The sequence below is a fragment of the Sphingobium sp. AP49 genome, from assembly GCF_000281715.2.
Lineage (GTDB): Bacteria > Pseudomonadota > Alphaproteobacteria > Sphingomonadales > Sphingomonadaceae > Sphingobium.
The window spans coordinates 4,360,007-4,381,422 of record NZ_CP124576.1; the positions used below are offsets into that span (position 1 = coordinate 4,360,007).

General features: G+C 64.9%; 19 protein-coding genes. 7 read left to right on the top strand and 12 right to left on the bottom strand.

Features of this window, described 5'->3' with window-relative positions:
* The first annotated feature begins 119 nt into the window (after positions 1-119).
* Positions 120-1,127 (top strand): NAD(P)-dependent alcohol dehydrogenase, encoded by a 1,008-nt coding sequence (locus PMI04_RS20590; RefSeq protein ID WP_007704407.1) that lies wholly within the window; start codon positions 120-122, stop codon positions 1,125-1,127.
* Between the two features lie 16 nt (positions 1,128-1,143).
* Positions 1,144-1,416: a hypothetical protein gene (locus tag PMI04_RS20595; protein ID WP_007704405.1), complete on the top strand. Its 273-nt coding sequence runs from the start codon at positions 1,144-1,146 to the stop codon at positions 1,414-1,416.
* 33 nt (positions 1,417-1,449) lie between these two features.
* Here PMI04_RS20595 and PMI04_RS20600 read toward each other — a convergent pair whose 3' ends face one another.
* Complete coding sequence (locus PMI04_RS20600) at positions 1,450-3,132, bottom strand: FAD-dependent oxidoreductase (protein ID WP_007704402.1); 1,683 nt, start codon at positions 3,130-3,132, stop codon at positions 1,450-1,452.
* A gap of 137 nt (positions 3,133-3,269) precedes the next feature.
* On the opposite strand from PMI04_RS20600, the gene PMI04_RS20605 reads away from it, so the two are divergent.
* Together PMI04_RS20605 and PMI04_RS20610 are read left to right on the top strand one after the other, a co-directional pair.
* The gene (locus PMI04_RS20605) at positions 3,270-4,070 is read left to right on the top strand and encodes an enoyl-CoA hydratase/isomerase family protein (RefSeq protein WP_007704401.1); all 801 of its coding nucleotides are present in this window, start codon (positions 3,270-3,272) and stop codon (positions 4,068-4,070) included.
* A gap of 215 nt (positions 4,071-4,285) precedes the next feature.
* Positions 4,286-6,838 (top strand): HWE histidine kinase domain-containing protein, encoded by a 2,553-nt coding sequence (locus PMI04_RS20610; protein WP_007704400.1) that lies wholly within the window; start codon positions 4,286-4,288, stop codon positions 6,836-6,838.
* Between the two features lie 21 nt (positions 6,839-6,859).
* Here PMI04_RS20610 and PMI04_RS20615 read toward each other — a convergent pair whose 3' ends face one another.
* From PMI04_RS20615 to PMI04_RS20650, 8 genes are all read right to left on the bottom strand, one after another.
* On the bottom strand, positions 6,860-7,471 hold the full coding sequence (locus tag PMI04_RS20615) for a biliverdin-producing heme oxygenase (protein ID WP_238535863.1): 612 nt from the start codon (positions 7,469-7,471) through the stop codon (positions 6,860-6,862).
* A 49-nt stretch (positions 7,472-7,520) separates the two neighbouring features.
* On the bottom strand, positions 7,521-8,624 hold the full coding sequence (locus PMI04_RS20620; protein ID WP_007704398.1) for a Gfo/Idh/MocA family oxidoreductase: 1,104 nt from the start codon (positions 8,622-8,624) through the stop codon (positions 7,521-7,523).
* A 1-nt stretch (position 8,625) separates the two neighbouring features.
* Positions 8,626-8,856 carry a biotin/lipoyl-containing protein gene (locus PMI04_RS20625; RefSeq protein ID WP_004209482.1) on the bottom strand — a complete coding sequence of 77 codons (231 nt, stop codon included), beginning with the start codon at positions 8,854-8,856 and terminating at the stop codon, positions 8,626-8,628.
* A 117-nt stretch (positions 8,857-8,973) separates the two neighbouring features.
* Entirely contained in the window at positions 8,974-9,627 is a 654-nt protein-coding gene (locus PMI04_RS20630) for a carboxymuconolactone decarboxylase family protein (RefSeq protein WP_007704396.1), read from the bottom strand.
* A gap of 21 nt (positions 9,628-9,648) precedes the next feature.
* Positions 9,649-9,951 (bottom strand): DUF1330 domain-containing protein, encoded by a 303-nt coding sequence (locus PMI04_RS20635; RefSeq protein WP_007704393.1) that lies wholly within the window; start codon positions 9,949-9,951, stop codon positions 9,649-9,651.
* A 17-nt stretch (positions 9,952-9,968) separates the two neighbouring features.
* Complete coding sequence (locus tag PMI04_RS20640) at positions 9,969-11,333, bottom strand: MFS transporter (RefSeq protein WP_007704390.1); 1,365 nt, start codon at positions 11,331-11,333, stop codon at positions 9,969-9,971.
* A gap of 161 nt (positions 11,334-11,494) precedes the next feature.
* Positions 11,495-12,913 carry an acyl-CoA reductase gene (locus tag PMI04_RS20645; protein WP_007704387.1) on the bottom strand — a complete coding sequence of 473 codons (1,419 nt, stop codon included), beginning with the start codon at positions 12,911-12,913 and terminating at the stop codon, positions 11,495-11,497.
* Positions 12,910-14,295: a hypothetical protein gene (locus PMI04_RS20650; protein WP_238535862.1), complete on the bottom strand. Its 1,386-nt coding sequence runs from the start codon at positions 14,293-14,295 to the stop codon at positions 12,910-12,912. The genes PMI04_RS20645 and PMI04_RS20650 overlap by 4 nt, the downstream gene beginning before the upstream one ends.
* A gap of 69 nt (positions 14,296-14,364) precedes the next feature.
* On the opposite strand from PMI04_RS20650, the gene PMI04_RS20655 reads away from it, so the two are divergent.
* The 3 genes from PMI04_RS20655 to PMI04_RS20665 are packed head-to-tail and all read left to right on the top strand — an operon-like array spanning position 14,365 to position 17,157.
* The gene (locus tag PMI04_RS20655) at positions 14,365-15,018 is read left to right on the top strand and encodes a TetR/AcrR family transcriptional regulator (RefSeq protein WP_238535861.1); all 654 of its coding nucleotides are present in this window, start codon (positions 14,365-14,367) and stop codon (positions 15,016-15,018) included.
* A 52-nt stretch (positions 15,019-15,070) separates the two neighbouring features.
* Entirely contained in the window at positions 15,071-16,297 is a 1,227-nt protein-coding gene (locus PMI04_RS20660; RefSeq protein ID WP_007704379.1) for an MFS transporter, read from the top strand.
* The gene (locus PMI04_RS20665; RefSeq protein ID WP_007704376.1) at positions 16,294-17,157 is read left to right on the top strand and encodes an SDR family NAD(P)-dependent oxidoreductase; all 864 of its coding nucleotides are present in this window, start codon (positions 16,294-16,296) and stop codon (positions 17,155-17,157) included. The genes PMI04_RS20660 and PMI04_RS20665 overlap by 4 nt, the downstream gene beginning before the upstream one ends.
* Here the strand turns inward: PMI04_RS20665 and PMI04_RS20670 are convergent.
* The 3 genes from PMI04_RS20670 to PMI04_RS20680 are packed head-to-tail and all read right to left on the bottom strand — an operon-like array spanning position 17,154 to position 21,336.
* Positions 17,154-18,089: an SDR family NAD(P)-dependent oxidoreductase gene (locus PMI04_RS20670; protein ID WP_007704374.1), complete on the bottom strand. Its 936-nt coding sequence runs from the start codon at positions 18,087-18,089 to the stop codon at positions 17,154-17,156. The two genes, PMI04_RS20665 and PMI04_RS20670, sit on opposite strands and share 4 nt — an antisense overlap.
* Before the next feature lie 2 nt (positions 18,090-18,091).
* Entirely contained in the window at positions 18,092-19,129 is a 1,038-nt protein-coding gene (locus PMI04_RS20675; RefSeq protein WP_007704372.1) for a hypothetical protein, read from the bottom strand.
* A gap of 26 nt (positions 19,130-19,155) precedes the next feature.
* Positions 19,156-21,336, bottom strand: a complete 2,181-nt coding sequence (locus tag PMI04_RS20680; protein WP_007704370.1) for a TonB-dependent receptor — start codon at positions 21,334-21,336, stop codon at positions 19,156-19,158.
* Positions 21,337-21,416 lie beyond the last annotated feature (80 nt).

Sequence of the window (21,416 nt, forward strand, 5' to 3'; positions counted from 1 at the left end):
GCAGCGGGAAGGCCGGGAAAAGGCCCGTTTTTCCTGCCGATTTCGCTCCACCGATATAGGGTGGCCAATGCTTGCAATGCGAACCGATCGGCCCAAGCTGCCGGCGAGGAGAGCGCGCGATGACGAATATGCTGACCGCCGTCGCCAGGGGTGGCGAAGGGATTGAAGGGATCGCGATCCGCACGGCGCCGATCCCGGCGGCCGGCCCCGGCGAGGCGCTGGTACGGTTGACGGCAGCGACGCTCAATTTCCGCGATCTCATCATCGCCAGAGGCATGATGCCGGGCCTCGCCAAGGAACCCGATTATGTACCGCTGTCCTGCGCCACCGGGGAAGTCGTCGCGATCGGCGAAGCTGTATCGCATGTAAAGCCGGGCGACCGGGTCAACCCGATCTTCGCGCTGGGCTGGCTGGAGGGACGCCAACCGAGCATGGCGATGCTGGGCGGCAGTACCGATGGGGTCGCGCGCCAATATGCCGTTTTTCCGGCTGAAAGCCTGTGCATCGTGCCGGACTCGCTCGGCGATCTGGAGGCGGCAACGCTGACCTGCGCCGGCCTCACTGCCTGGAATGCGCTGTTCCTGCCGCGCCCGCTCCAACCCGGCGAATGGATATTGTGCCAGGGCACCGGCGGCGTCTCGATCGCCGCACTGCAATTTGCCAAGGCGGCGGGTGCCCATGTCGCGATTACATCCTCCTCCGACGCGAAGCTGGCGCGCGCCCGTGCGCTGGGCGCCGACGTCACGGTCAACTATCGCACCGATCCGGATTGGCCCGGTGCGATCCGCCGCGCACTTGGCGGACGCGGAGTCGACATATTGGTCGATGTGGTCGGCGCCAGCCAGATCGAGACCGCAGCCGCCCTGCTCAACCCCGGCGGCGTGATCGCTGCGATCGGCATGCTGGGATCGGAATTCAGCTGGCACTTCGCGGATGTCGGCGGCCATCCGGTCGCCCGCATCTCGGTCGGCAACCGCGCCGAACATGAGGCGATGCTGGCCTTCTGCGCGCAGCACCGCATCCGCCCGGTGGTTGATGCCGTCTATGATTTATCCCGCCTGGCCGACGCCTATCGCCATCTGGAAAGTGGCGATTTCTTCGGCAAGATCGGGATCAACCTGCTTTAGGATCTGGAAGAGACCAATGAACAAGGATGAACAGGCGCGCGAAGCGGCCGAACGGGTGCTGCAGCTGGAGGCCGAGCTGGAGGCGGAGGGCGACGCCCGCACCGGCGGCGATGAACTCGCCCACTCGCGGGCAGTGCTGCATCAATGGGTAGACAGCGTGGTTGCGGTCGTCGCCTCACCCGGCGTGGGTCGGGTGACGCTGATCCATGGCGATGGCAGCCAGACCAAAATCGCTTCGCCCAACCTGCCCTTCCTCCTGTCGCGCCCCGCCCGTTTCGCGGACGAATAGCCAGCGCGGATCAGAAAGGGCTGGCCGCATCACCTAGAATTGATTGTCCAGCCCGGCCGCATGCTTGGCCGCAATATAGCCGAACACCATCGAGGGTCCGATACTCGAACCGGCACCGGGATAGACATTGCCCATCACCGACGCGGTCGATACCCCGGTGGCGTACAGCCCTGGGATCACACCACCATCTGCGCCGACCACCCTGCCCTTCGCATCGGTGATGACACCGCCATAAGTGCTGACGTCCCCGGGCACGACAGGCACGGCATAGAAAGGCCCCTGTTCGATCGAACCGAGCGCGCTCTGATCCGAGAACGGGTCACCGACGAAACCGCAATTGTCATAGGCGCGTTCGCCACGGTGAAAATCCTCGTCCACACCCTTGGCAACGAAGCCGTTCCAGCGCGCAACCGTGGCCGCCAGCGCGACGGCATCGACGCCGATGCTGTGGGCCAGACCCTCCAGCGTATCGGCCCTATGAAGATAGCCGTCCTCAATCCAGCCATCGGGGATCGCCTTGTCAATGAAGCGGCCGGCGACCGCATACAGGCCGACATATTGTCGGTCGAAGATCGCCCAGCTCGGTACGGCCGCGTTTCGTTTGAGCATGGTTTCGCAATATAGTTCGTAACTGCCGCCTTCGTTCATGTAGCGGACGCCGCTCTGGTCGACCAGGATGGCATGCGGCTTGCCAGTCATCGACTGGGCGCCAGGCGCGACATAACCCTTGTCCCAGCCAGGCGCCGGGGTCATCTGATAGCCGACCATCTGGTCCATCTGGGCCAACTGGCCGCCGACCCGTTCCAGTTCCTGAAGCATCTCGCCGGTATCGCCTTCGGGGGTCTGCGACCATTGCGCGCGCGTTCCCGGCATATAATGGTCACGCATCGCCTGATTCCGGGCAAAGCCGCCCGCATTGACGAGCACGCCCAGGCGCGCGCCGATCCGCCATGGCTTGCCGTCCTTCATCGTCACAGCACCAATGACGCCATCATCCCCGACGATCAGTTCGCTGACCGGCGAATCCAGCCGGACGTCGACGCCCGCCGCCAACGCCGCCTTGAGCATCCGTCCCTGCAGCGCCGCGCCGGCCGTGGTATATTTGCGCCCGAACAGCTTGTCGCGAATGGTACGCAGCGCGATCCGGGCGAGCAGCCTGCCCGCCGCCTTGTTCGTTCGCCGATGCCCCTGCGCTTCCATCCCCTCGACCAGGGTCACATTGAATTCCGCGAAACCCTGGCGCAGCTTGTCGGCCCAATCGCCCAGTTCCTTGCGGTTGAACGGCTTGGCGACGACCGTGCGCGAGGTTTTGCAGCCGCCCGGCTGTTCGTCATAATAATCCGGCCAGAAGGTCGATCCGCGTTGCAACGCGATGCCATTATCGACCAGAAAGTCGATCGCGCGTGGCGCCTGGCTGACATAGGCCAGCCGCTTGTCACGCGAGGTGCCCGGGGCCGGATTGCCATCCAGTTGCTGCAACGCATCAAGATAGGTCATCGCCGCGTCCGCGCTGTCCTTCTCGCCATCCGCCAGCATGAAAGGATTGGCCGGTATCCACATCACGCCACCAGACTTGGCGGTCGTGCCACCCGCCCAGGGGGATTTTTCCAGAATGGCGACGGATTTACCGGCCTTGCGCATGACGAGCGCCGAACTCATCGATCCGGCGCCGCTGCCAACGACCACCCAATCGAACGTCTCGTCGAACCCGTTCATCCGCGTCTCTCCCTTTTCCGTTCGTCCGAGCTATCGCGGCAAGCGCGCCATGGGGAGGGCAGCCCCGCGCTTATCGCCACGGCGACGTTGGCGGCGCACGCGCCCATGCTAGAGCGGAGACAAGGAGAGCCAAGCGCATGAGCCAAGACCTGCCCCAATATCGCACTATCCAGCTTGAACGGCGCGCGCGGCTGCTGGTGGTCACGCTGAACCGGCCCGAGGCGCTGAATGCGGTCAATCTCGACCTGCATGACGAACTGCCCGAGGCACTGACCTTTGCAGGCCGCGACAATGGGTCGGACGTGGTGTTGCTGACCGGCGCCGGCCGCGCCTTTTCGGCCGGCGGCGACATCGCCCATATGGAGCATAATGCCGCCAACCCGCATCTCTTCGACCATGAGGCGCGGCAGGCCAAACGGATCGTGTCCGCTCTGCTCGATATCGAAAAGCCGGTGGTGTGCCGGATGAACGGCCATGCCGTAGGGCTGGGCGCGTCGATCGCGTTGCTGTGCGACATCATCTTTGCCGCCGAGGGCGCGAAAATCGGCGATCCGCATGTCGGCATCGGCCTGGTCGCGGGCGATGGCGGCGCGGTCATCTGGGCGCAGCGGATCGGCATCGCCAAGGCGAAAGAATATCTGCTGACTGGCGAATTGCTGAGCGCGACCAAGGCGGCGGAGATCGGCCTCATCAACCACTGCATGCCAGCCGACGAGCTAGACGCGGCGGTCGATGCCTTCTGCGCGAAGCTGCTGGCCGGCGCCCCAAACGCGATCCGCTGGACCAAGATCCTGACCAATATGGAACTGAAGCGGATCGCCTCTGCAGTGATGGACGCCGGCATCGCCTATGAATCGCTCAGCGTCCGTACCGCCGACCATCGCGAAGGCATTGCCGCCCTCAAGGAAAAGCGGACAGCGAAGTTTACCGGGCGATAGCCATAGCGGATACCGGCCCATTCGCCCCATCGCGCCGTCGGTCCATCCCGTTCAGTACACCCCCGTCAGCGACCGGCCAGAAAGCTTAAGCCAGATTAATGACAATGCCGTCCCGCTTCCCTAAGCGATTAGGGCAAGCGCATGGCAACCCGACCCGTAATGGTGCGTTTAGCGAGGCTGGCGATCGATCGTCACGGCGTGAATACGGAGTATATGTGGCGGACTTTGACAAGGTCGACCTGACCAACTGCGATCGCGAACCGATCCACCTCCTCGGCGCGATCCAGCAACCCGGGTTCCTGATCGCCGTCAGCACCGACTGGATCATCGCCCGGGTGTCGAACAATATCCGTGACCTTCTTGGCATGGCCCCTGCCGATCTTATCGGCACGCCCTTGCCGGACTATGTTTCGGCGAACTTTCTCCACGATCTGCGCAATCGCATATCCCTGCTGGCCGAACCCGACATGGTCGAGCGACTGTTTGCCTGCCCATTAGGCCCGTCGGGCCAAATTTATGACGTTGCCGTCCATTTTTCCGATGGCCAGATCATCATCGAAGCCGAGCCAGGCACCGCGGCCGGCGGCGATTCGACCAACGCGGTCCGCGCGATGATGTCGCGGCTCGATCGAACGAAGGACCTGACCGCCTTCTATCGGGAGGGCGCCCGCCAGGTCCGGGCACTGCTCGGCTATGACCGGGTGATGGTCTATAAATTCGCGGCGACCGGCGCAGGCGCCGTCGTGGCCGAGGCCTGCAAGCCCGGAATCGGCAGCTTCCTGGGCCTGAACTATCCGGCCAGCGACATTCCGAAACAGGCCCGCGCCCTCTACAAGCGCAACCTGGTGCGCGTCATCCGCGACGTAAACGCCGAACCCGTCCCAATCGTGCCGTCGATCGACGGCGCGGGCAAGCGGATCGACCTTTCGCTCTCCATCCTGCGATCGGTCTCCCCCATTCATATCGAATATCTCAAGAATATGGGGGTGGCCGCTTCGCTGTCGATCTCCATCATCGTCAATGACGAGTTGTGGGGCCTGTTCGCCTGCCATCATTATGCCCCGCGCGCGCCCACGTTCGAGCGACGGTCGGTATGCGAGCTGTTTGCCGAGATGTTCGCGATGCGGCTGGAATCGCGGGAACGTCGCCTTATCAGCGAATATGAGCAGCGTGCCCGCGACATTTCCGACCAGTTGCTGGGGGCCGTCGCATCCGACGAGACATTGCTCCAGGACCCCGACTGGCTCGGCGACATCCTGACCAGCGCGATCCCGGCCGATGGCGTGGGTGTATGGATCAACGGCAATTACGCTTTTTCCGGCATCGTCCCGCCGACCGAGGATTTCCGGAGAATTGTGCGCGCGCTCAACGCGCTGGCGGCGGGAAGGGTCTACACCACCGATCATATCGGCGGCCTGGTCGATGGTGCCCATGCGTTTGCCGACCAGGTCGCCGGCCTGCTCGCAATCCCCATTTCCCGTTCCCCGCGGGACTATGTCATCCTGTTTCGGCGTGAGCTGAAACAGTCCGTGCGCTGGGCCGGCGACCCGCACAAGCCGATTGAATATGGCCCGAACGGCCCGCGATTGACCCCGCGCGAGAGCTTCGCGGAATGGCAGGAAACGGTGGAAGGCCATGCCGAACCGTTTACGCCTTCACAGATCCGCGTCGCCGAAACACTGCGTGCAACCCTGATCGAAGTGGTGTTGCGGCTCGCCGACGAAGCCGCGGCCGAACGGCGCGTATCAACGGCACGCCAGGAGATGCTCATCGCCGAGCTCAATCACCGCGTGCGCAACATATTGGGCGTGATCCGGGGCCTGATCCGGCAGTCCCAGCCCGACAGCCCCGAAGTGCAGGAATTTGTGCGATTGGTTGACGGACGCATTCATGCGTTGGCCCGCGCCCATAATCAGATTACCGACGATCATTGGGGACCAGCACCGCTGGGCGCGCTGATCGAGGCCGAGGCCGCCGCCTTCGCTGCCGATCGACAGAGCGCCATCCTTGCCGAAGGGGAGCCAACCCTGCTCAATCCCCAGGCCTATTCGACGATGGCATTGGTGATCCACGAACTGGTCACCAACTCAACCAAATATGGCAGCCTGTCGGGCGAGGGCGAAGTGCATATCGGCTGGTCGCGCGACGACTCCGGCGACCTGACCCTGGTCTGGCAGGAGGTCGGGGGGCCGCCGGTCACGCCGCCCCGACGCAAGGGGTTCGGGACAACGATCGTCAATCGCTCCGTGCCCTACGACCTGGGCGGCAAGGCGCGCATCGACTATGCCGTGGACGGGGTGCGGGCGACATTCGTCATCCCGGCGCGCCATGTATCCGAAGCGCGCAATCTGCAGGGATCGGCAATCCAGTTGCCCAAACCGACGGTTTCGAGCCAAAAGGCCGTCGATCCGACCCTGATCGGCCAGAAATCCGTGCTGCTGGTCGAGGATAGCCTGATCATCGCGCTTGATGCCGAGGATATTCTCAACCGCTTTGGGGCGTCGGTATCGACGGCATCGACCCCGGAGGCGGCGCATGATCTGCTCGACAACAGCCGATTTGATTTCGCCATTCTCGACATCAATCTGGGCGACCAGACAAGTTTCGGCGTCGCCGACCGGCTGCGTGAACTGGGCACATCCTATTTCTTCGCATCGGGCTATGGCGAACAGGCAAGCCTGCCGATGGAGCATCGATCCGCCACCGTCGTGCAGAAACCCTACACCACCCACAATATCGCCAAGGCCATCGAAGAAGTGTTTGGCTGACGCCGCGCCAGCCCGATCGCCTCAGCGCGCGCGCTGATCCACAAGCGCAGCGGCGGCAAAGACCGCGAAAGCCTGTTTGGCGCCACGGATTGCCGCGTCCAGCCAGGCCTCGCCCTGCGCGGCATCCTCGATCGTCGCAAGGATGCGTTGCCACCCGCCCTGCGCATGCGCCGCCGAAAGATAGGCCTTGGGCAAGCCATCCCCGACCTGTCGGGCCAGGAATACACCGCCCAACCGTGATCCTTCCAACACATAGAGCGCGCCCCAGCGCGCCGCCCCGTCATAGGCGCCTTCGACCGGCAGAGCTGCCGGGACAGGCATGTCTAGCGCTTTGAGATCGGCCAGCAGGGCATCGGTCCGTCCGGTCCAGTCGGGCAGCAGCGCGCACGGGGCCAGCGCCGCTTCCAGCGCCGGCAGCGCACGGGCATGGGCGGTCAGGAAGCCGGCATAACCGTCCCGGTCGCGCAGATCATAACCGGCGAAAGCCGCATCGACCCTGTCATGGTCGTCCCGGGTCCGGCTGCGCAATGCGGCATGCACATCATGGCGGGATCGACGGTTCTGGCTGGTGTCGGACAATTGCATCGAACGGGAGGTAGGATCGATGGCCGTCGATGTAAATGCTTCGCACATTCAATTCATGACGGAGCATGGACGGCGCGAGACGGGCAGAGGCACCGCTTCAGACGATATCGCCAATCCGGACCCAGCGGCGTTCGGCGCTCGACACGCGGATGGCTTCCTGGATGCGCTCCACCTCCAGCGCGCGGGCAAAGTCCGGGGCCGCCACGCCGCGACCATGGATCGCCTCCACCATGGCCTGCATCGACAGCGCCATCGGATAGCTGGGCTGGGGTTCGCTCTGCCAGTCGAGGGCGATGCCGGGCGTCTGTTTGAAGGCGTCGGGCAGGGCCACCGCCTCCAGCGTGCCGCCCAATTGCCCCGCGCGCAGCGTACAGTCTCGCGCGGTCGGGAAAGTGGGCGAGGTCGACACCATCCGCCCCTTCTCGCCGAACAGGTCGAGCAGGAAACCGTCATGCAGGGCCATGCTCCAACTGATCTGCATCTGCAGCACCAGCCCGCTTTCAAAGCGCAGGATGACATTGGCGAGGTCGGTGGTTTCCGGCGTGATGGTGTCACCGTCCGGGAAGGTCCAGCGCTGCAATATCCGGCTATCATCGGCGACCAGCTCGGCGATCGGGCCGAGCAGATGGAGCAGCAGATAGAGCGCATGGCTGCCATTGTTGCGCACCGCCGACACGCCCTGCCCGGCCTGCGCGAACCAGTTATAGGGGAACAGCTTGTTGGGCTGGTTGAACAGCGAGATGTTGAAATGGCAGGTACCGCCGAGCGGCGTGCCGATATGGTCGTCGTCCAGCATCGCCTTCATCTGGCGCAGGGCGGGCAGATATTGCGAGAAGGCATCGACCACGCCGATGCTGCTACTGTCGCGCCAGGCCGTGTCGATCGCCTGCGCCCCGGCCCAGTCGGGCGCATGGGGGCTGGCATTATAGACATGCTTGCCATGGGCGAGCGCGGCCAGCACCATCGGCAGGCGGACGCTGGGCCGGGTGCCGAGGTCGACAATGTCGATGTCGGGATCGGCGCACATCTCCTCCGCATTCCAGAAGGCACGTGGCAGGCCCAGCCGCTGTTGCGCGGCGCGTGCCGTCTCCTCACGCGAGGTGCAGATCGCCGTCACCTCGATGCCCGGGATGGCGCGCCAGGCAGGCAGATGCGCGAAGGCGCCCCAGGCGGCGCTGACGATACCGACGCGCAACACCATCTTACTCGATCGTGCCCAGGACGGTACCGACCTCATAGGTTTCGCCCGGCTGGGCGATGATGCGCAACGTGCCGCTGGCCGGCGCCTCGACCTCGTTCGCCGACTTGTCGGCTTCGAGCAGATAGAGCGGCTGGCCCTCGGTGACGGTCGCGCCGTCTTCGGCCAGCCATTCGGCAATCTGCGCCTCGGTCATCGAAAAGCCGATCTTGGGCAGCAGGATGTCGGTGGCCATGTTCAGTCCCCTTTTAAGCGGAAATATCTTTCCTCCTGCTATCGCGCCTGCGGCCGCGAACAATGCGCAAAAGCGACCGTCCGCCGCCATATCACTGGCGCGATAGAAGGGCGGGGATCAATAGCCGCGCGTATCGGTCCAATTGTCGGCTTCTCCCGGCTTGTAGGTCTTGCCCGGCGTCTTGCCCGAACCGGTGCGCAGGTCGAAGCCGATCGGGTCGGCCCCGCCCTCGATCCCGACGTCGAAGGAGGAGAGCGCCCAGCTGGTCATGACATAATGGCCGATCGAGAAGACCAGATCCATTTTCTGCCGGGTGTCGAGATAGGTACCCAGCCCGTCCCAGGTGGCGTCGCTGATCTTGCCATCCTCGATCAGTTCGTCGACCGAGCGCAGCACCAGCGCGTCTTCCTCTACCCAGTCGCCGCCTTCGGGGAAATCGCGGACCGCGCCGATTTCCTCCAGGGTGATGCCGGCGTTGAGCGCATAGCCGACATGGTTGTGCCACTCATAGGCCGAGTTCACCCGCCAGGCGACGCGCAGGATCAGCAGTTCGAGCGCGCGGGTCGACAGCGTGTTCGCCATCAACAGATGCTTACCCCAGATATTATACACCTTGCCCAGCGCGGGATGGTTGCCCATCACCATCATGACATTGGTCTTGGACCCTTCCTCCCAGGCATTAGGCTCGCCCCAGAAGGCGAAGACCTCGCGCGCGTCGTCGGTCCACTGGTCGCGCGGCAGATGGGGAATGCGGGGGGTGATGTCGGTCATGATGCTTCCTCGATGGAGAATTTAAAGACCCTCGACCAGCAGCACGCGATAGGGCGCAGCCTGCATCCGCAGCGGGAGCGCGGCCTGATATTCGGGGCTGTCATACCAGGCGCGGGCCTTGGCGGCGTCGGGAAATTCCAGGATGATCGCGCCGTCCGCGCCGTCGCCCTCCAGCAATTGCTGCGCGCCATAGACGGCGAGCGGGCGGATGCCGTAATGGGCGACGAAGGTCGCCGCATTGGCGCGGTTCATCGCGCTATAGGCGTCCATCGCGGCCTGATCGGTGATCGGGCCTTCGCGGGTGATGATCATATATGCGGGCATGGCCAGCGCTCCTGGCGTCAGTGGATGGCGGCCGGCATCGCAGCCCCGCCCCAGCCGCCGACGGCGGCGAAATCCTTGCGGCAACTGCGGCTGGCGAACCAGGCGAGGATGGTGCTGGGGATGCCGACCAGCAGCGCCCAGCGCATCGCCATGCCCAGCGAATCCTCGCCATAGATGGGGCGCAATGCGTCACTGAGCGCGCCGACCAGCACCGGCCCGCCGCCCAGGCCGACGACCTGGATCGACACCATCAGCACCGCGATCGCCGTGGCGCGCGAGCGCGAGGGCACCAGTCCTGCCACGACCGCCATCAGTGGCGCAGCGGACAGGCCGCCCAGCAGCATGTTGAGGCCATAGAGCGGGAAGACGCGCTCGCCCGGCCCGGTCAGGATCATCCAGCCGATGCCGGTCGCGCAGGCCCCCGACAGCATCAATATCCAGACATACCAGCGCAGATCGCGGCGTCCCAGGAAATCGGCGAGCGGCCCGCCCAGCGTATGACCGATCGCCGAGCCGAAGAAGAGCGCGCCGCCCATCTGCAACCCGGCCTGACTGGCGGGCATGCCATGGGTCCGTTCCATGAAAGCCGGCGCCCAGCTGATGAAGCCCATGGTCAGCAGCGCATTGAGCGAAGCGGCAGCGATCAGCGGCGGCAGGGTACGGATCGCCAGCAATTCGCGCGCGGTCTGGAGGAAGGGCACGGGCCGCGCCTGTTCCACCGAGGCACCGTCGGCCAGGCCCGAGCGGCTGTCGCGCAGGGTGAACCAGACGATCGGCGCCAGGATGAAGCCGGGGATGGAGGCAAAGATCAGGGTCTCGCGCCAGCCATAGGTCTGCACCGCCCAGCCACCGACGGCAGGACCAAGAAAGGTACCGAGCGAAGCGCCCAGCAGGAAGATCGACAGCGCGGTCGCGCGCTGGCGGATCGGGAAAAGATCGGCGATCCAGGCCTGTGACGGCGGCGTGAAGCCGCCTTCGCCAAGGCCGATGCCGGCCCGGCCGATCAGCAGGATCCAGAAGCTCTTCGCCAGGCCACAGACGATGACGGCGGCGCTCCACACGGTGGCGGCGATGGCGACGATCTTGCGCTTCGACCAGCCATCGGCCAGCCGCGCCAGCGGGATGATGGCCAGGATATAGACGATCGCGATGATCATGTCCTTGGCCATGCCGATCGCGGCGTCGGACAGGTGCAGTTCGTGGCGGATCGGTTCGACCATCACCACCATCAGATAGCGTTCGCCCTGGACCGAGGCCGACACCAGCACCATCAGGAACAGGAAATAGGCGCGATAGGCCATGGAAGGCAGTGCTTCGGGTTGCTGGACGGCAACGGGCGGAACGGCGGGAGCCGTGTCGAAATGCGGGTCGCTGTCTGCCATGCGCTTGTCCTCACCCTCATGCGGCGCGGTCCTTGCGCGCGACTATTGTGCGGCTGTCTGCCGTCATCCTTGGCGCGATTTGAGACCGGTTCGCCCGGCGAGGCAATGCGGGCGGGAAAGGATCGCTTGCGCGATGGCCCTTCCCCGCCCGCGAGGGAGGATCAGGCGTCCTCGTCGCTCATCCAGTGGACGAAGCGCTGGAGCGGCAACATGCCGTCATGGGCGCCGCCCATCACATGCTTGGCCGCGCCGCCCAGGCGCACGACGCGCTGCGCCCCGGCGCTGGCGAGGCGATCGCGCAGCGCCAGCTTGGCGGCGGGCGGATAGATGCCGATCGTCTGGGTCGCGACATTCACATAGCGCACCGCGTCATCGAGCGACGCGACATGGACGACATTGGCGGTCTTGTTGCTCGGATGGAAATCGACTGGCTCGTCGGTCAGGATGACGAGGCCGCGGCCATCGGGCTTGCCCCAGACTTTGGTGTCGTCGCCCATCAGGGTCAGCATCTCGATCTCGTCGCGCACCTCGACCGGCAGCGGATGCGCCACTGCAGACGTCGTTTCGCGATCGAGGCCAAGTTTCTCCTGCAGCTTCGCGCAAAAGACCTCCACCCCGGCCCGGTCGCCCTCGACAAAGATGAAGCGGCTGGCGAGGCAGGCCTCCTGATTCATCGTCGCGACGTCGGTGGCGGCGGCATCGGCGACATCGTCGATGACGGCGGGGTCGAACCCTTCCGGCCCGATCATCGATATCGACGTCTTGGGATCGAACGAGACCATCTGGATGCCGGGGCCGAGATATTTGATGACATTCTTGATCGCGTCGCCGCCGCCCCAGGCAACGATCTTGTCGAAATATTGCGGGCGATAGAGCGTCCCTTCGATCCGCTCGTCGCCGCCGCGCCAATAGACCGCTGACATGGAGCGGACGACCGGATGATTAGGATCGACATCGGCCATGGTGCGCAGCATCGCGACGCAGGTGAACGGGTCGCTCGACGGCATCTTGAAGACGTTGACCGCCTTCACCAGCGCGCCCTGCGCGATCGAGGAGATGCAGCCGGTGGGCGAATTTCCCGCCAGCATATGCACCATGCGCGGCGGGAAGGCGCGCAGCGCGCCGCGATTGCCGTGCATGTCGGTACGTTCGACCCAGCGGTCGAGCGCGGCAGGATTGAGGAAGCTCGATTCGATGCTGCAGCGGAGCCCCTCGGGCGTCAGGAAATGCTTAGCCCGACGGAACAGATTTTCCACCACCCGGCGCGGCAGCGGATTGACCTTGAGCGTATGCTCCAGTGCCGCCTGCAGATAGGGATTGGTCTCGAAATCCATCCGCTGCCCGGCCTCGACCAGGAAATCGATGATCTCGCTGACCGGCATATCGAGCAGCGGCGGCAGTTCGGATCGCGGCGCGACCAGCGCATTGAGGTCGATCTGCGGCGTCGCGAAATCGACGCCCAGGTCGCGCGAACGATGGCGCACCGCCCCGCCCTCGACCAGCTTCCCGCGCACGAAATGATCGACGCGGATCGGTTCGGCCGCCGTTTCGACCGGCGCTGTCTGTTCAAGCACGCTCATGCCACACCTCGCACATAGGCATCGACGGTACCCGCGCAGCCGATCTTGTCGTCGCCGTCCAGATCGGCATAGCGGGCAATATTGTCGCGAATGGATGGCCCGCTATTGCCGCAGGCACAGGGGCTGTAGTCGACCGATATCCGGTCGCCGGTGATGACCCCGCCCCAGCGGCCGTCGAGCGACAGGTCGAAGAAGGCGGCCCGCCCCTCCACTTCGCCGTCATGGGCGTGATCGATCAGCGCGTCGCCATCCTTGTCGAGGATCATCGGCACGATCCAGGGCGGCACATGATAACGCCCGCCCTCGCGGCATTTGGGCATGCCGCTGTTGAGTTCCTGCATCGAATAATTCTGGAAATGCCGGCCTTCGGGGATGTTGAAGGTTTCGTGCACGAACTGCTGATAGTCGTCCGGCAGTTGTGCGCGCTTCAGGCCGCCGCCGATATAGATGCAGTTGTCCGGGTTGAAATCCTTGGCGCTATAGCCGCGCTCCCGCACCGCCTTGGCGACATGGTAGAGCGCGTTCCACATGCCCGCGATATAGAGTTTGTCGGCGCGATGTTCGATCATCGCATCGGCGGCGATATGAACGGCGGCGTCCATCGCCTCCTGCCGGAAGCGGGACGTTTCCTCGAACTCGGCAATGTCGCCGGGCAGCGCGCTGCCGTCCGCCATCGCCTTGCGCAGCACCACCATGCGGGTCAGCGATCCGACGGTGATCGGCGGCACCGGATATTGGAACATTTCCCTGGCGGGATCGCCAAAGGCCGCGCGCTGGGCTTCCCCGATAATCTCGTTCTTGGGTACCTTGGCAACCGGGGCCAGACCCATGATGCGGCGATCCTGCGCCGGCTGCACGCCCGATCCCCAGGCAAAGACATTGACGGTATCGATCTTCGACCAGTCCATGTCCGCCTGCGACGCGATCAGCATCGCCGACTTGCCGGTGGTGCCGCTGGAGCAGGAGACATAATGGCCGGCCGCCTGCAGCCGGTCGATCCAGTCGTCGACATCGGTGATACCATCCAGGTCGATGTCGGTCACGGGATGGGCGGAAATGGTGTTGAGCCACTGGGTCAGCTTGTCCCAGCGCTGCTGCATCAGCCAGTTTTCGGGATAGCTCTTGTACGCCGTATGCGGGAACAGCAGCTTCACCGCGTCGTCGAGCGAGGTGACTTCGCTAATCCCCGCTTCCCGCGCGCGGTGGCCGAGCAGGCGGATGCCGTCCTTCTTTTCCTGAAACCGTTCGTTCAGCGCCGCGATCTGCGCGCCGCGCAATTCGGCATGGGGAATGTTGAATCGATAGTCCGAACTGACCAGTCCGGTGAGGCGATCGGCCTGCGCGCCCATATCCTGCTCCTTGCCCTTGTGGCTTCGGTGCATTAATAGCACCTGATGCGTATCATTATGCACGATTCGCAAAATGCGGCAAGGGCCATAATGATGCTGGTCATGGACACACCGATTTCAGACCCTCGCCCGGCCGCCGGGCGCCCGACCCGCGCGCAGGCCCAGGCGCGCCAGGCCGAAATGCTCGACGCCGCGCTCGACATGTTCCTCGACAAGGGGTTCGAGCTGACGACAATGGAGGCGGTGGCGACCGCCGTCGGTATGACCAAGCGAACCATCTATGCCCGCTATCCCGACAAGGCGGCCCTGTTCATGGCCGCGGTCGGCCGGGCGATCGCCCGCACCGCCACGCCGCGCGCCGCGCTGGAGGCAATCGCGGGAGAGGATCTGGAAACCACGCTGGTCGCGATCGCCCGGCTGCGCATCGCCGACCTGTCGACGCCGGCGGGCGTCCGGCTGCGGCGGATCATCACCACCGAATCCTATCGCTTCCCCGACCTTCTGATGCTGTCCTACAGTCAGGGTGCCCAGCCGGTGCACGACCATCTGGCCGATTTGCTGCGCCGGCATGATAGCGCCGGGGCGATTTGCGTGGACCGGCCGGACATGGCAGCCAGCCTATTCATGACGATGGTGCTGGGCGGGCCGATCCGGCTGGTGGGATCGCCCCAGCCGATGAGCGCCGCCGAGGTGGACGACTGGGTACGGGCCGCCGTGCGCCTGTTCCTCAACGGCATAAGGACGAGAGACGACTAGACCGCTGACCGCCCGAAAGAGGCGGCAGGTAGCTTTATCGAAGGAGAGGGAGATGGAATCAGCCTATTGGGGTGAGTTGCGGACGCATTGGCGCCCCCTGCTCGCCGCGACGATGGGACTGGGCTTCGGCATCGGCCTGTCGGCCTATTCGATGAGCCTGTTCGCCCCGAAGATGATCGACGCGTTCGACTGGCCAAAGTCGCAATTCGCCCTGCTGGGCAGCTTTGGCCTGCTGATGCTGATCATGCAGCCGATCACCGGGCGGCTGACCGACCGCTTCGGGGTACGCGCGGTATCGGCCGTCGGCGTGCTGGCGGGGCCGATCGCCTATCTGGGCTTTGCTTTCCAGCCCGGCAGCATCCGCGCCTTCTTCGCCGTCGCCGTGCTGCAGATCATCCTCGGCACGCTCACCACATCGCCGGTCTATACCCGCATCGTCGCCGAACGGTTCGAGCGGGCACGCGGCCTGGCCTTCTCGATCGTAATGACCGGTCCGCCACTGGTCGGCGCGGTGATCGCGCCGCTGCTCGGCAGCTTCATCGAGAGCCAGGGCTGGCGCAACGGCTATCTGCTGATGGGCGCCATCACCCTGGTCTTCGGCCTGATCGCGGTGCTGCTGACGCCACCGCATGTGGGCGTGCATCCGCATGACGAGGCGGAAGATCAGGCCGGGCCGGCTCCGGTCGGCAGCCGCGTCATCTTCCGCAATCCCGCCTTCTGGGTGCTGATCGTCGGCATGGTGCTGGTCAATTTCCCGCAAGGACTCGCTTCGGCCCAGATGAAGCTGGTGCTGATGGACAGCGGCGCCGCGTCGCAGACGGCGACCTGGCTGATTTCCATCTATGCGATCGGCGTGCTGCTCGGCCGTTTCGCCTGCGGCCTGTCGCTCGACCGGATGCCGCCGCACCATGTCGCCGCGCTGGCGCTGGCGATGCCGGCGATCGGCATGGCGCTGATGGCCTCGCCGCTGGATGCGACCATCGTCCTTGCCCTCTCGGTCGCGATGATGGGGCTGGCGCAGGGGGCGGAGGGCGACATTGCCGCCTATCTCGTCTCGCGCCGCTTTGGCCTGGGCGTGTTCAGCCTGGTCATGGGTTTTGTCGGCGCGGCGATCGCGGGCGGGGCAGCGCTGGGGTCGCTGACGCTCAGCCTCACCTTAAGCATCTGGGGCAGCTATGCGCCGTTCCTGGCGCTGAGCGCCTGCGTCACCCTGGCCGGCGCGGCCCTGTTCCTGACCCTGGGGCGCCGTCCCCCCACCATGGAGCCCGTCTACGCATGAGCGACACCCAACGCACCGCGATCGTCACCGGCGCCAGCGCCGGCGTCGGCAAGGAAGCCGCCCGCGCCCTGCTGCAACAGGGCTGGCGGGTGATCGGCATCGGCCGTGACGCCGCGCGTTGCGCCGAGGCGGAGGCCGATCTTAAGGCCACGGCGGGCGCGGATTTCACCATGTTCCGCGCCGACCTGTCTTCGATGGCCGACACCGCGCGTGTCGCCGGCGAAATTGCCGCGATCGCGCCGGAGATCGACGCGCTACTCAATAATGCCGGCGGTGTGGTGGCGGAAAGGGTCATCACGCCAGAGGGGGTCGAGGCGACCTTTGCCTCCAACCATCTCGCGCCCTTCCTGTTGACGCAAAAGCTGCTGCCCAATCTGCGCGCCGCTGCTGCCAAGAGGGGGCCGGGCGCAGTGCGCGTGATTGCCGTTTCCTCCACCGGGCATGAGCAAAGCCAGGGCATCCAGTGGGACGACCTGACCTTTGCCGATCATTTCGTCGGCGGCGCGGCCTATTGCCATGCCAAGCTCGCCAATATCCTGTTCACCCGCGAACTGGCCCGCCGCGTGGCCGATGACGGCATCCTCGCCCACGCCATGCACCCGGGCGTCGTCGCCAGCAATTTCGCCAGTCACTGCGACGCGCCGATGCAGGCCTATATGGAATCGATCCTCGACCGATCGGTGACGCCGGCGCAGGCCGCCGACACATTGGTCTGGCTGGCCAGTGCCGAAGAGCCGGGGCGCAGCAGCGGCGGCTATTTCCATCAGCGCGCCGAGCTCACGCCATCCGCCGCCGCGCAGGATGATGCGCAGGCGCTGAAGCTGTGGCAGCTCAGCGAAGCGATGGTGGCGGGTTTCTAACCCCGCCCCTCGGCCACGATGCGGAACTCGTCGAAAATATCGCTCGGGATGGCATAGCCGGCGTCATCGTCGCGGATCGTGTCAATATGGGCGGCGACCTGCTCGGCACTGGGTGGTGCATCCAGCCCATGATCCCATCCCTTTGTGGCGCCGACGAACACCCGTGATATCCGGCCGCCCAGCGCCGAATAGATGCTATGGGTAGACGTGCAGCTGTCATGCGCGAGATAGGCGACGAGGCCGGCGGTGAAGCGTGGATCGAAGCTGGGGCCGAGCGCCCGGCCCCAGGGGTTGTCGCCCAGCGTACCCTGGCTCATGCCTGCGGACATGCGGCTGGCAGCGTTGGGCATGACCGCGTTGCAGACTATGCCATAAGGCCGGCCTTCCTCGGCCAGATTGTGCATCAGACCCATGACCCCGCCCTTGGCCGCGCCATAGGCCGAAAGCTGGGCCATCCCCAGCATCCCGCCGCCCGATGTGGTGAGGACAAGCCGGCCGCCGCCCTGCGCCCGCATATGCGGCCAGGCGGCGCGCGCGACATTGAAGGAGCCGCGCACATGGACGGCGAGCAGCGCGTCGAGATCGGCGGCGGTCAGATCCTCGACCGGCGCAAAGCGCATATTGCCGGCATTGGCGATGACTGCGTCAATCCGGCCGAAGCGGGCGATGGCAAGGTCGATCATCGCCTGCGCGCCGTCGGGCGACGACACATCATCGCCATTGGCGATCGCGATGCCGCCCGCCGCAACGATGTCTGCCGTGACCGCATCGGCCATGGTCGGGCTGGCCCCCTCCCCCATCACTGATCCGCCCAGATCATTGACGATGACGGCGGCGCCACGCGCGGCGATGTCCAGCGCATAGGCACGGCCCAGGCCCCCGCCCGCCCCGGTGATGAGGACGGTGCGGCCGGTAAAGTCGATCCTCTCCATGCTCATCCCAGTTGCGCGATGACCTGCGGCAGATCGGCGGTGGTGCGGATGCCCGGCGGCGCATCGCACACGGCCGGAATGGCGTTTACTGCCCGATGAGCGGTGAGACCGGGGGTAAAGGCGGCATAATCCTCCGGCGCCACCGGGAAGCTGATGTGGACGTCGAGCGGGGTGTCGCCCTCCACCCGGATGCGCCAGCCCGATTCGCGCAATTCCCAGTCGGGCCGGTCGATGTCGCGGGTGCAATACCAGTTGGCGCGGAAGCGCAGCACGGCCTTGTCGCCCTGCATCCCCGATATGGTGATGCGCTGGGCGCCGACCGTGCCGGCGGCAATCGTGCCGGCCGCGATCGTCACGTCGCGGGTCGCCGCCGCCATTTCGCCAAATGCTTCCCACCGGTCGACCGCGATGCCGGCGGCGTCGGCCAGTTGGGCGAGCGAGCCGGCGAAATCATGCTTCACATAGTCGACCTTGCGCTGGTCGAATTGCGTCGGCGCGACGCCATAGCCCATGATGTTGAACAGCAGGTCGGGCGAATCCCGGCTTTCCATGTCCGCAAATTCGTCGATCGTCAGGCAGTCATGCCGACGCGAGAGCGAGAGCAAGGGAATGGTCAGCGCCTCGGTCACGAAACCGGGGCTGGAGCCGGTGCTGTAGATCGAACTGTTGCCGGCCTGGCAGGCGGCCTCGATCCGGGCGCGGACATCCGGGTCCATGGAGGCGGGATGATGGAAATCGCCGCGCGTGGTGACGACATTCTTGCCCGATGCCAGCAGCCGGCACAGTTCGTCGATATCGGTCCCCTGCCGCATGTAGAGGACGCAATCGGCCGGGGTCGCGACCAGCGCATCGACATCGCTGGTGGCAACGATCCCTTGCGGATCGATGCCGGCGAGCGTGCCCGCGTCCTGCCCCGCCTTCGCCGCTGAACTGACCCACAGGCCGGCCAGGTCCAGCCCCGGATGCTCGATCACAGCGCGCAGGGCGCGACCGCCGATATTCCCGGTCGCCCACTGGATCACCCGATAGTTTCTACCCATCGCCATCCTCTCCCTTGCCGCCCCGATCAGAATTTGACGCCGGCCTGGACACCCCAGGTCGCTGGCGCGCTCCAGACATTGCCGATACCGAAATTGTTGCTGAGTACCTGGGTGCGGTAGCGGCTGTCGGTGACATTGTCGCCGAAGACGGCCAGCGAGAAACGGTCGCTGGCGTCGGTCCATTCCGCCCGCAGCGCCAGCACTTCATAGCCCTTCTGCGCGAACTGGGTGCCGGACGGACCGAAATAGAATTTGGAGGTGTAATAGAGATTGCCCGAAAGCGCGAGCGCCCCGCCGGCCAGGTCGAGCGTGTAGCGCGCGCCGACATTGCCGGTGAAGTCGGGCGTACGCTGCATATGCACGTCGTTGAGTTGGGTCGGCACGACGACGAAGCTGATCCCCTGCGCCGCGCAGGCGGCAAGGGTGCAGCGCGTGTAGATCGGCGCATCCTCGAAATTGGTGTAGCGCGCATGGGTATAGGCAGCGCCAACATTGAACTGGAACCGGTCGGTCAGCCGGTAGGAGAGTTGTCCCTCCAGGCCATAGATTTCCGACGAGGCGGCGTTGATGATCTGCGCGGAGGGCGGGTTGCCGCGATAGAGCGACACCTGGAGATTCTTGTAATCATAATAATAGGCCGACAGGTCGACCGACAGGCGGCGATCATCATATTTGAAGCCGACTTCATAGGCGTCGATATCCTCGGGCGCGACCTTGTTGCCGGTATTGCCGCCGACGTCGAGAATGCCCGACTTATAGCCCTTGCTATAGGAGGCATAGATGCTCGATTCCTCGCTCGGCTTATAGCGCAGCACGGCACGCGGCGTGAACTTGTCGCCCTTGAGATCGGGCACATAGGTCCGCACCCCCGAGAAGGCGACCATATAATAGGCATCACCGATCTTGTCGTGGCTATAGCGACCACCGACCGTAAGGAAGAGGTCCGGCGTAAAGGCATAAGTGAGGTCGGCAAAGGCGGCATAGGATTTGCTGTCGGTGCCCGAGCCGCCAAGCGGAATGCTGGCCAATGGATCGGTCGCGGTTGGCGTGCCGACCCGCGTGCCCCATGTGTCCTTGTTATTGAAATAGAAGAGGCCGGCGGTCCATTGCAACGGCCCGCCGGGCTTGGACGTCAGCAGCAGTTCCTGCGAGAAGGTCTTGCTGCGCACCGGGATGTGCAGCAGGAAGATGTTGGCCGCCGTGCTGTCCAGATCCTCGACGATCAGCGAATTTTCGTCGCGATACTGCGTGTATGAGGTGAGGTCGGCAAAGCCGAGATCGGCCTTGAGCGTCCCCTGGATCACGTCGTTGTTGGAAAGAAATTCGGTCGGACCGCCGGTCGCGACCTCATCATGCTTGGTCGCATAGAGGCTGGGCGGCAGGTTGGTGCCGGCCCCGCCGATATCGTCGCCGACATAGATATTGGTGTTGAGCAGGGTCGGATCATCGGTATCGCTGTGGGTGTAGCGCAGCAGCAGCGACACCGAATCGCTGATATCGGCCTTGATCCCGCTGCGCACCGACCAGTTGCTGTAACGCCCGTCGCTGTCGCTGCCGGTGGTGATATTATGGACGAAGCCGTTGCCGCGCCGGAACAGCGCCTCGACGTCCATCGCCACATCCTGGACCACGCCGAACGTGGCATAGCCCTGCACCGCCAGGCTGTTGAAACGGCCATAGCTGACCTTGAACTCGCCCGCGCCGTCGCTGCTGGGGTCGGCCGTGGTCAGCAGGATCGCGCCGCCGGTGGTATTGCGGCCGAACAGCGTGCCCTGCGGTCCTTTCAGCACCTGTACGCTCTTGAGGCTCATCAACTGGAAATCGGCGGCCAGGGGGTTGGGCGAATAGAAACCGTCCACATAGATGCCGACATTGGCGCCACCACCCGAACTGGCGACCGCCGTGCCGACGCCGCGAATGGTCGGCTGGACGAAGGCGGCAGCGCTGTCGAAGCGCAGCGCCGGGGTGACGGTGGCGATGTCGGTCAGCTGGCTGGCGCCGGCGCTGGTCAACTGGTCCTGGGTCACGGTGGTGATACTGATCGGCACGTCGCGCGACAGTTCCGCGCGACGCTGCGCGGTGACGACGATCAGATCGCTGTCATTCTGCGGTGCGGCGGCCTGCGCATTGGCCTGTTGCGACGCGGTGGCGAGCAACATCGCCATCGTTGCGCACGATGATGCGATAAGGGTGTTGCGACGGATCATATAACCTCTCCCATGGCACGGCGCCGGTTGTCCGACGCTCTATTGATGGGCGGCATGATAGAACGGAGAACGCCGGTCTC

Bases quoted from the DNA above. Each gene is read 5' to 3' on its own strand.
- PMI04_RS20680 (WP_007704370.1), bottom strand. From the start codon at position 21,336: ATGATCCGTCGCAACACCCTTATCGCATCATCGTGCGCAACGATGGCG.
- PMI04_RS20650 (WP_238535862.1), bottom strand. From the start codon at position 14,295: ATGCACCGAAGCCACAAGGGCAAGGAGCAGGATATGGGCGCGCAGGCC.
- PMI04_RS20635 (WP_007704393.1), bottom strand. From the start codon at position 9,951: ATGCCCGCATATATGATCATCACCCGCGAAGGCCCGATCACCGATCAG.
- PMI04_RS20620 (WP_007704398.1), bottom strand. From the start codon at position 8,624: ATGGTGTTGCGCGTCGGTATCGTCAGCGCCGCCTGGGGCGCCTTCGCG.
- PMI04_RS20605 (WP_007704401.1), top strand. From the start codon at position 3,270: ATGAGCCAAGACCTGCCCCAATATCGCACTATCCAGCTTGAACGGCGC.
- PMI04_RS20600 (WP_007704402.1), bottom strand. From the start codon at position 3,132: ATGAACGGGTTCGACGAGACGTTCGATTGGGTGGTCGTTGGCAGCGGC.
- PMI04_RS20590 (WP_007704407.1), top strand. From the start codon at position 120: ATGACGAATATGCTGACCGCCGTCGCCAGGGGTGGCGAAGGGATTGAA.
- PMI04_RS20660 (WP_007704379.1), top strand. From the start codon at position 15,071: ATGGAATCAGCCTATTGGGGTGAGTTGCGGACGCATTGGCGCCCCCTG.
- PMI04_RS20645 (WP_007704387.1), bottom strand. From the start codon at position 12,913: ATGAGCGTGCTTGAACAGACAGCGCCGGTCGAAACGGCGGCCGAACCG.
- PMI04_RS20665 (WP_007704376.1), top strand. From the start codon at position 16,294: ATGAGCGACACCCAACGCACCGCGATCGTCACCGGCGCCAGCGCCGGC.
- PMI04_RS20670 (WP_007704374.1), bottom strand. From the start codon at position 18,089: ATGGAGAGGATCGACTTTACCGGCCGCACCGTCCTCATCACCGGGGCG.
- PMI04_RS20615 (WP_238535863.1), bottom strand. From the start codon at position 7,471: ATGTGCGAAGCATTTACATCGACGGCCATCGATCCTACCTCCCGTTCG.
- PMI04_RS20630 (WP_007704396.1), bottom strand. From the start codon at position 9,627: ATGACCGACATCACCCCCCGCATTCCCCATCTGCCGCGCGACCAGTGG.
- PMI04_RS20595 (WP_007704405.1), top strand. From the start codon at position 1,144: ATGAACAAGGATGAACAGGCGCGCGAAGCGGCCGAACGGGTGCTGCAG.
- PMI04_RS20655 (WP_238535861.1), top strand. From the start codon at position 14,365: ATGGACACACCGATTTCAGACCCTCGCCCGGCCGCCGGGCGCCCGACC.
- PMI04_RS20675 (WP_007704372.1), bottom strand. From the start codon at position 19,129: ATGGGTAGAAACTATCGGGTGATCCAGTGGGCGACCGGGAATATCGGC.
- PMI04_RS20625 (WP_004209482.1), bottom strand. From the start codon at position 8,856: ATGGCCACCGACATCCTGCTGCCCAAGATCGGCTTTTCGATGACCGAG.
- PMI04_RS20640 (WP_007704390.1), bottom strand. From the start codon at position 11,333: ATGGCAGACAGCGACCCGCATTTCGACACGGCTCCCGCCGTTCCGCCC.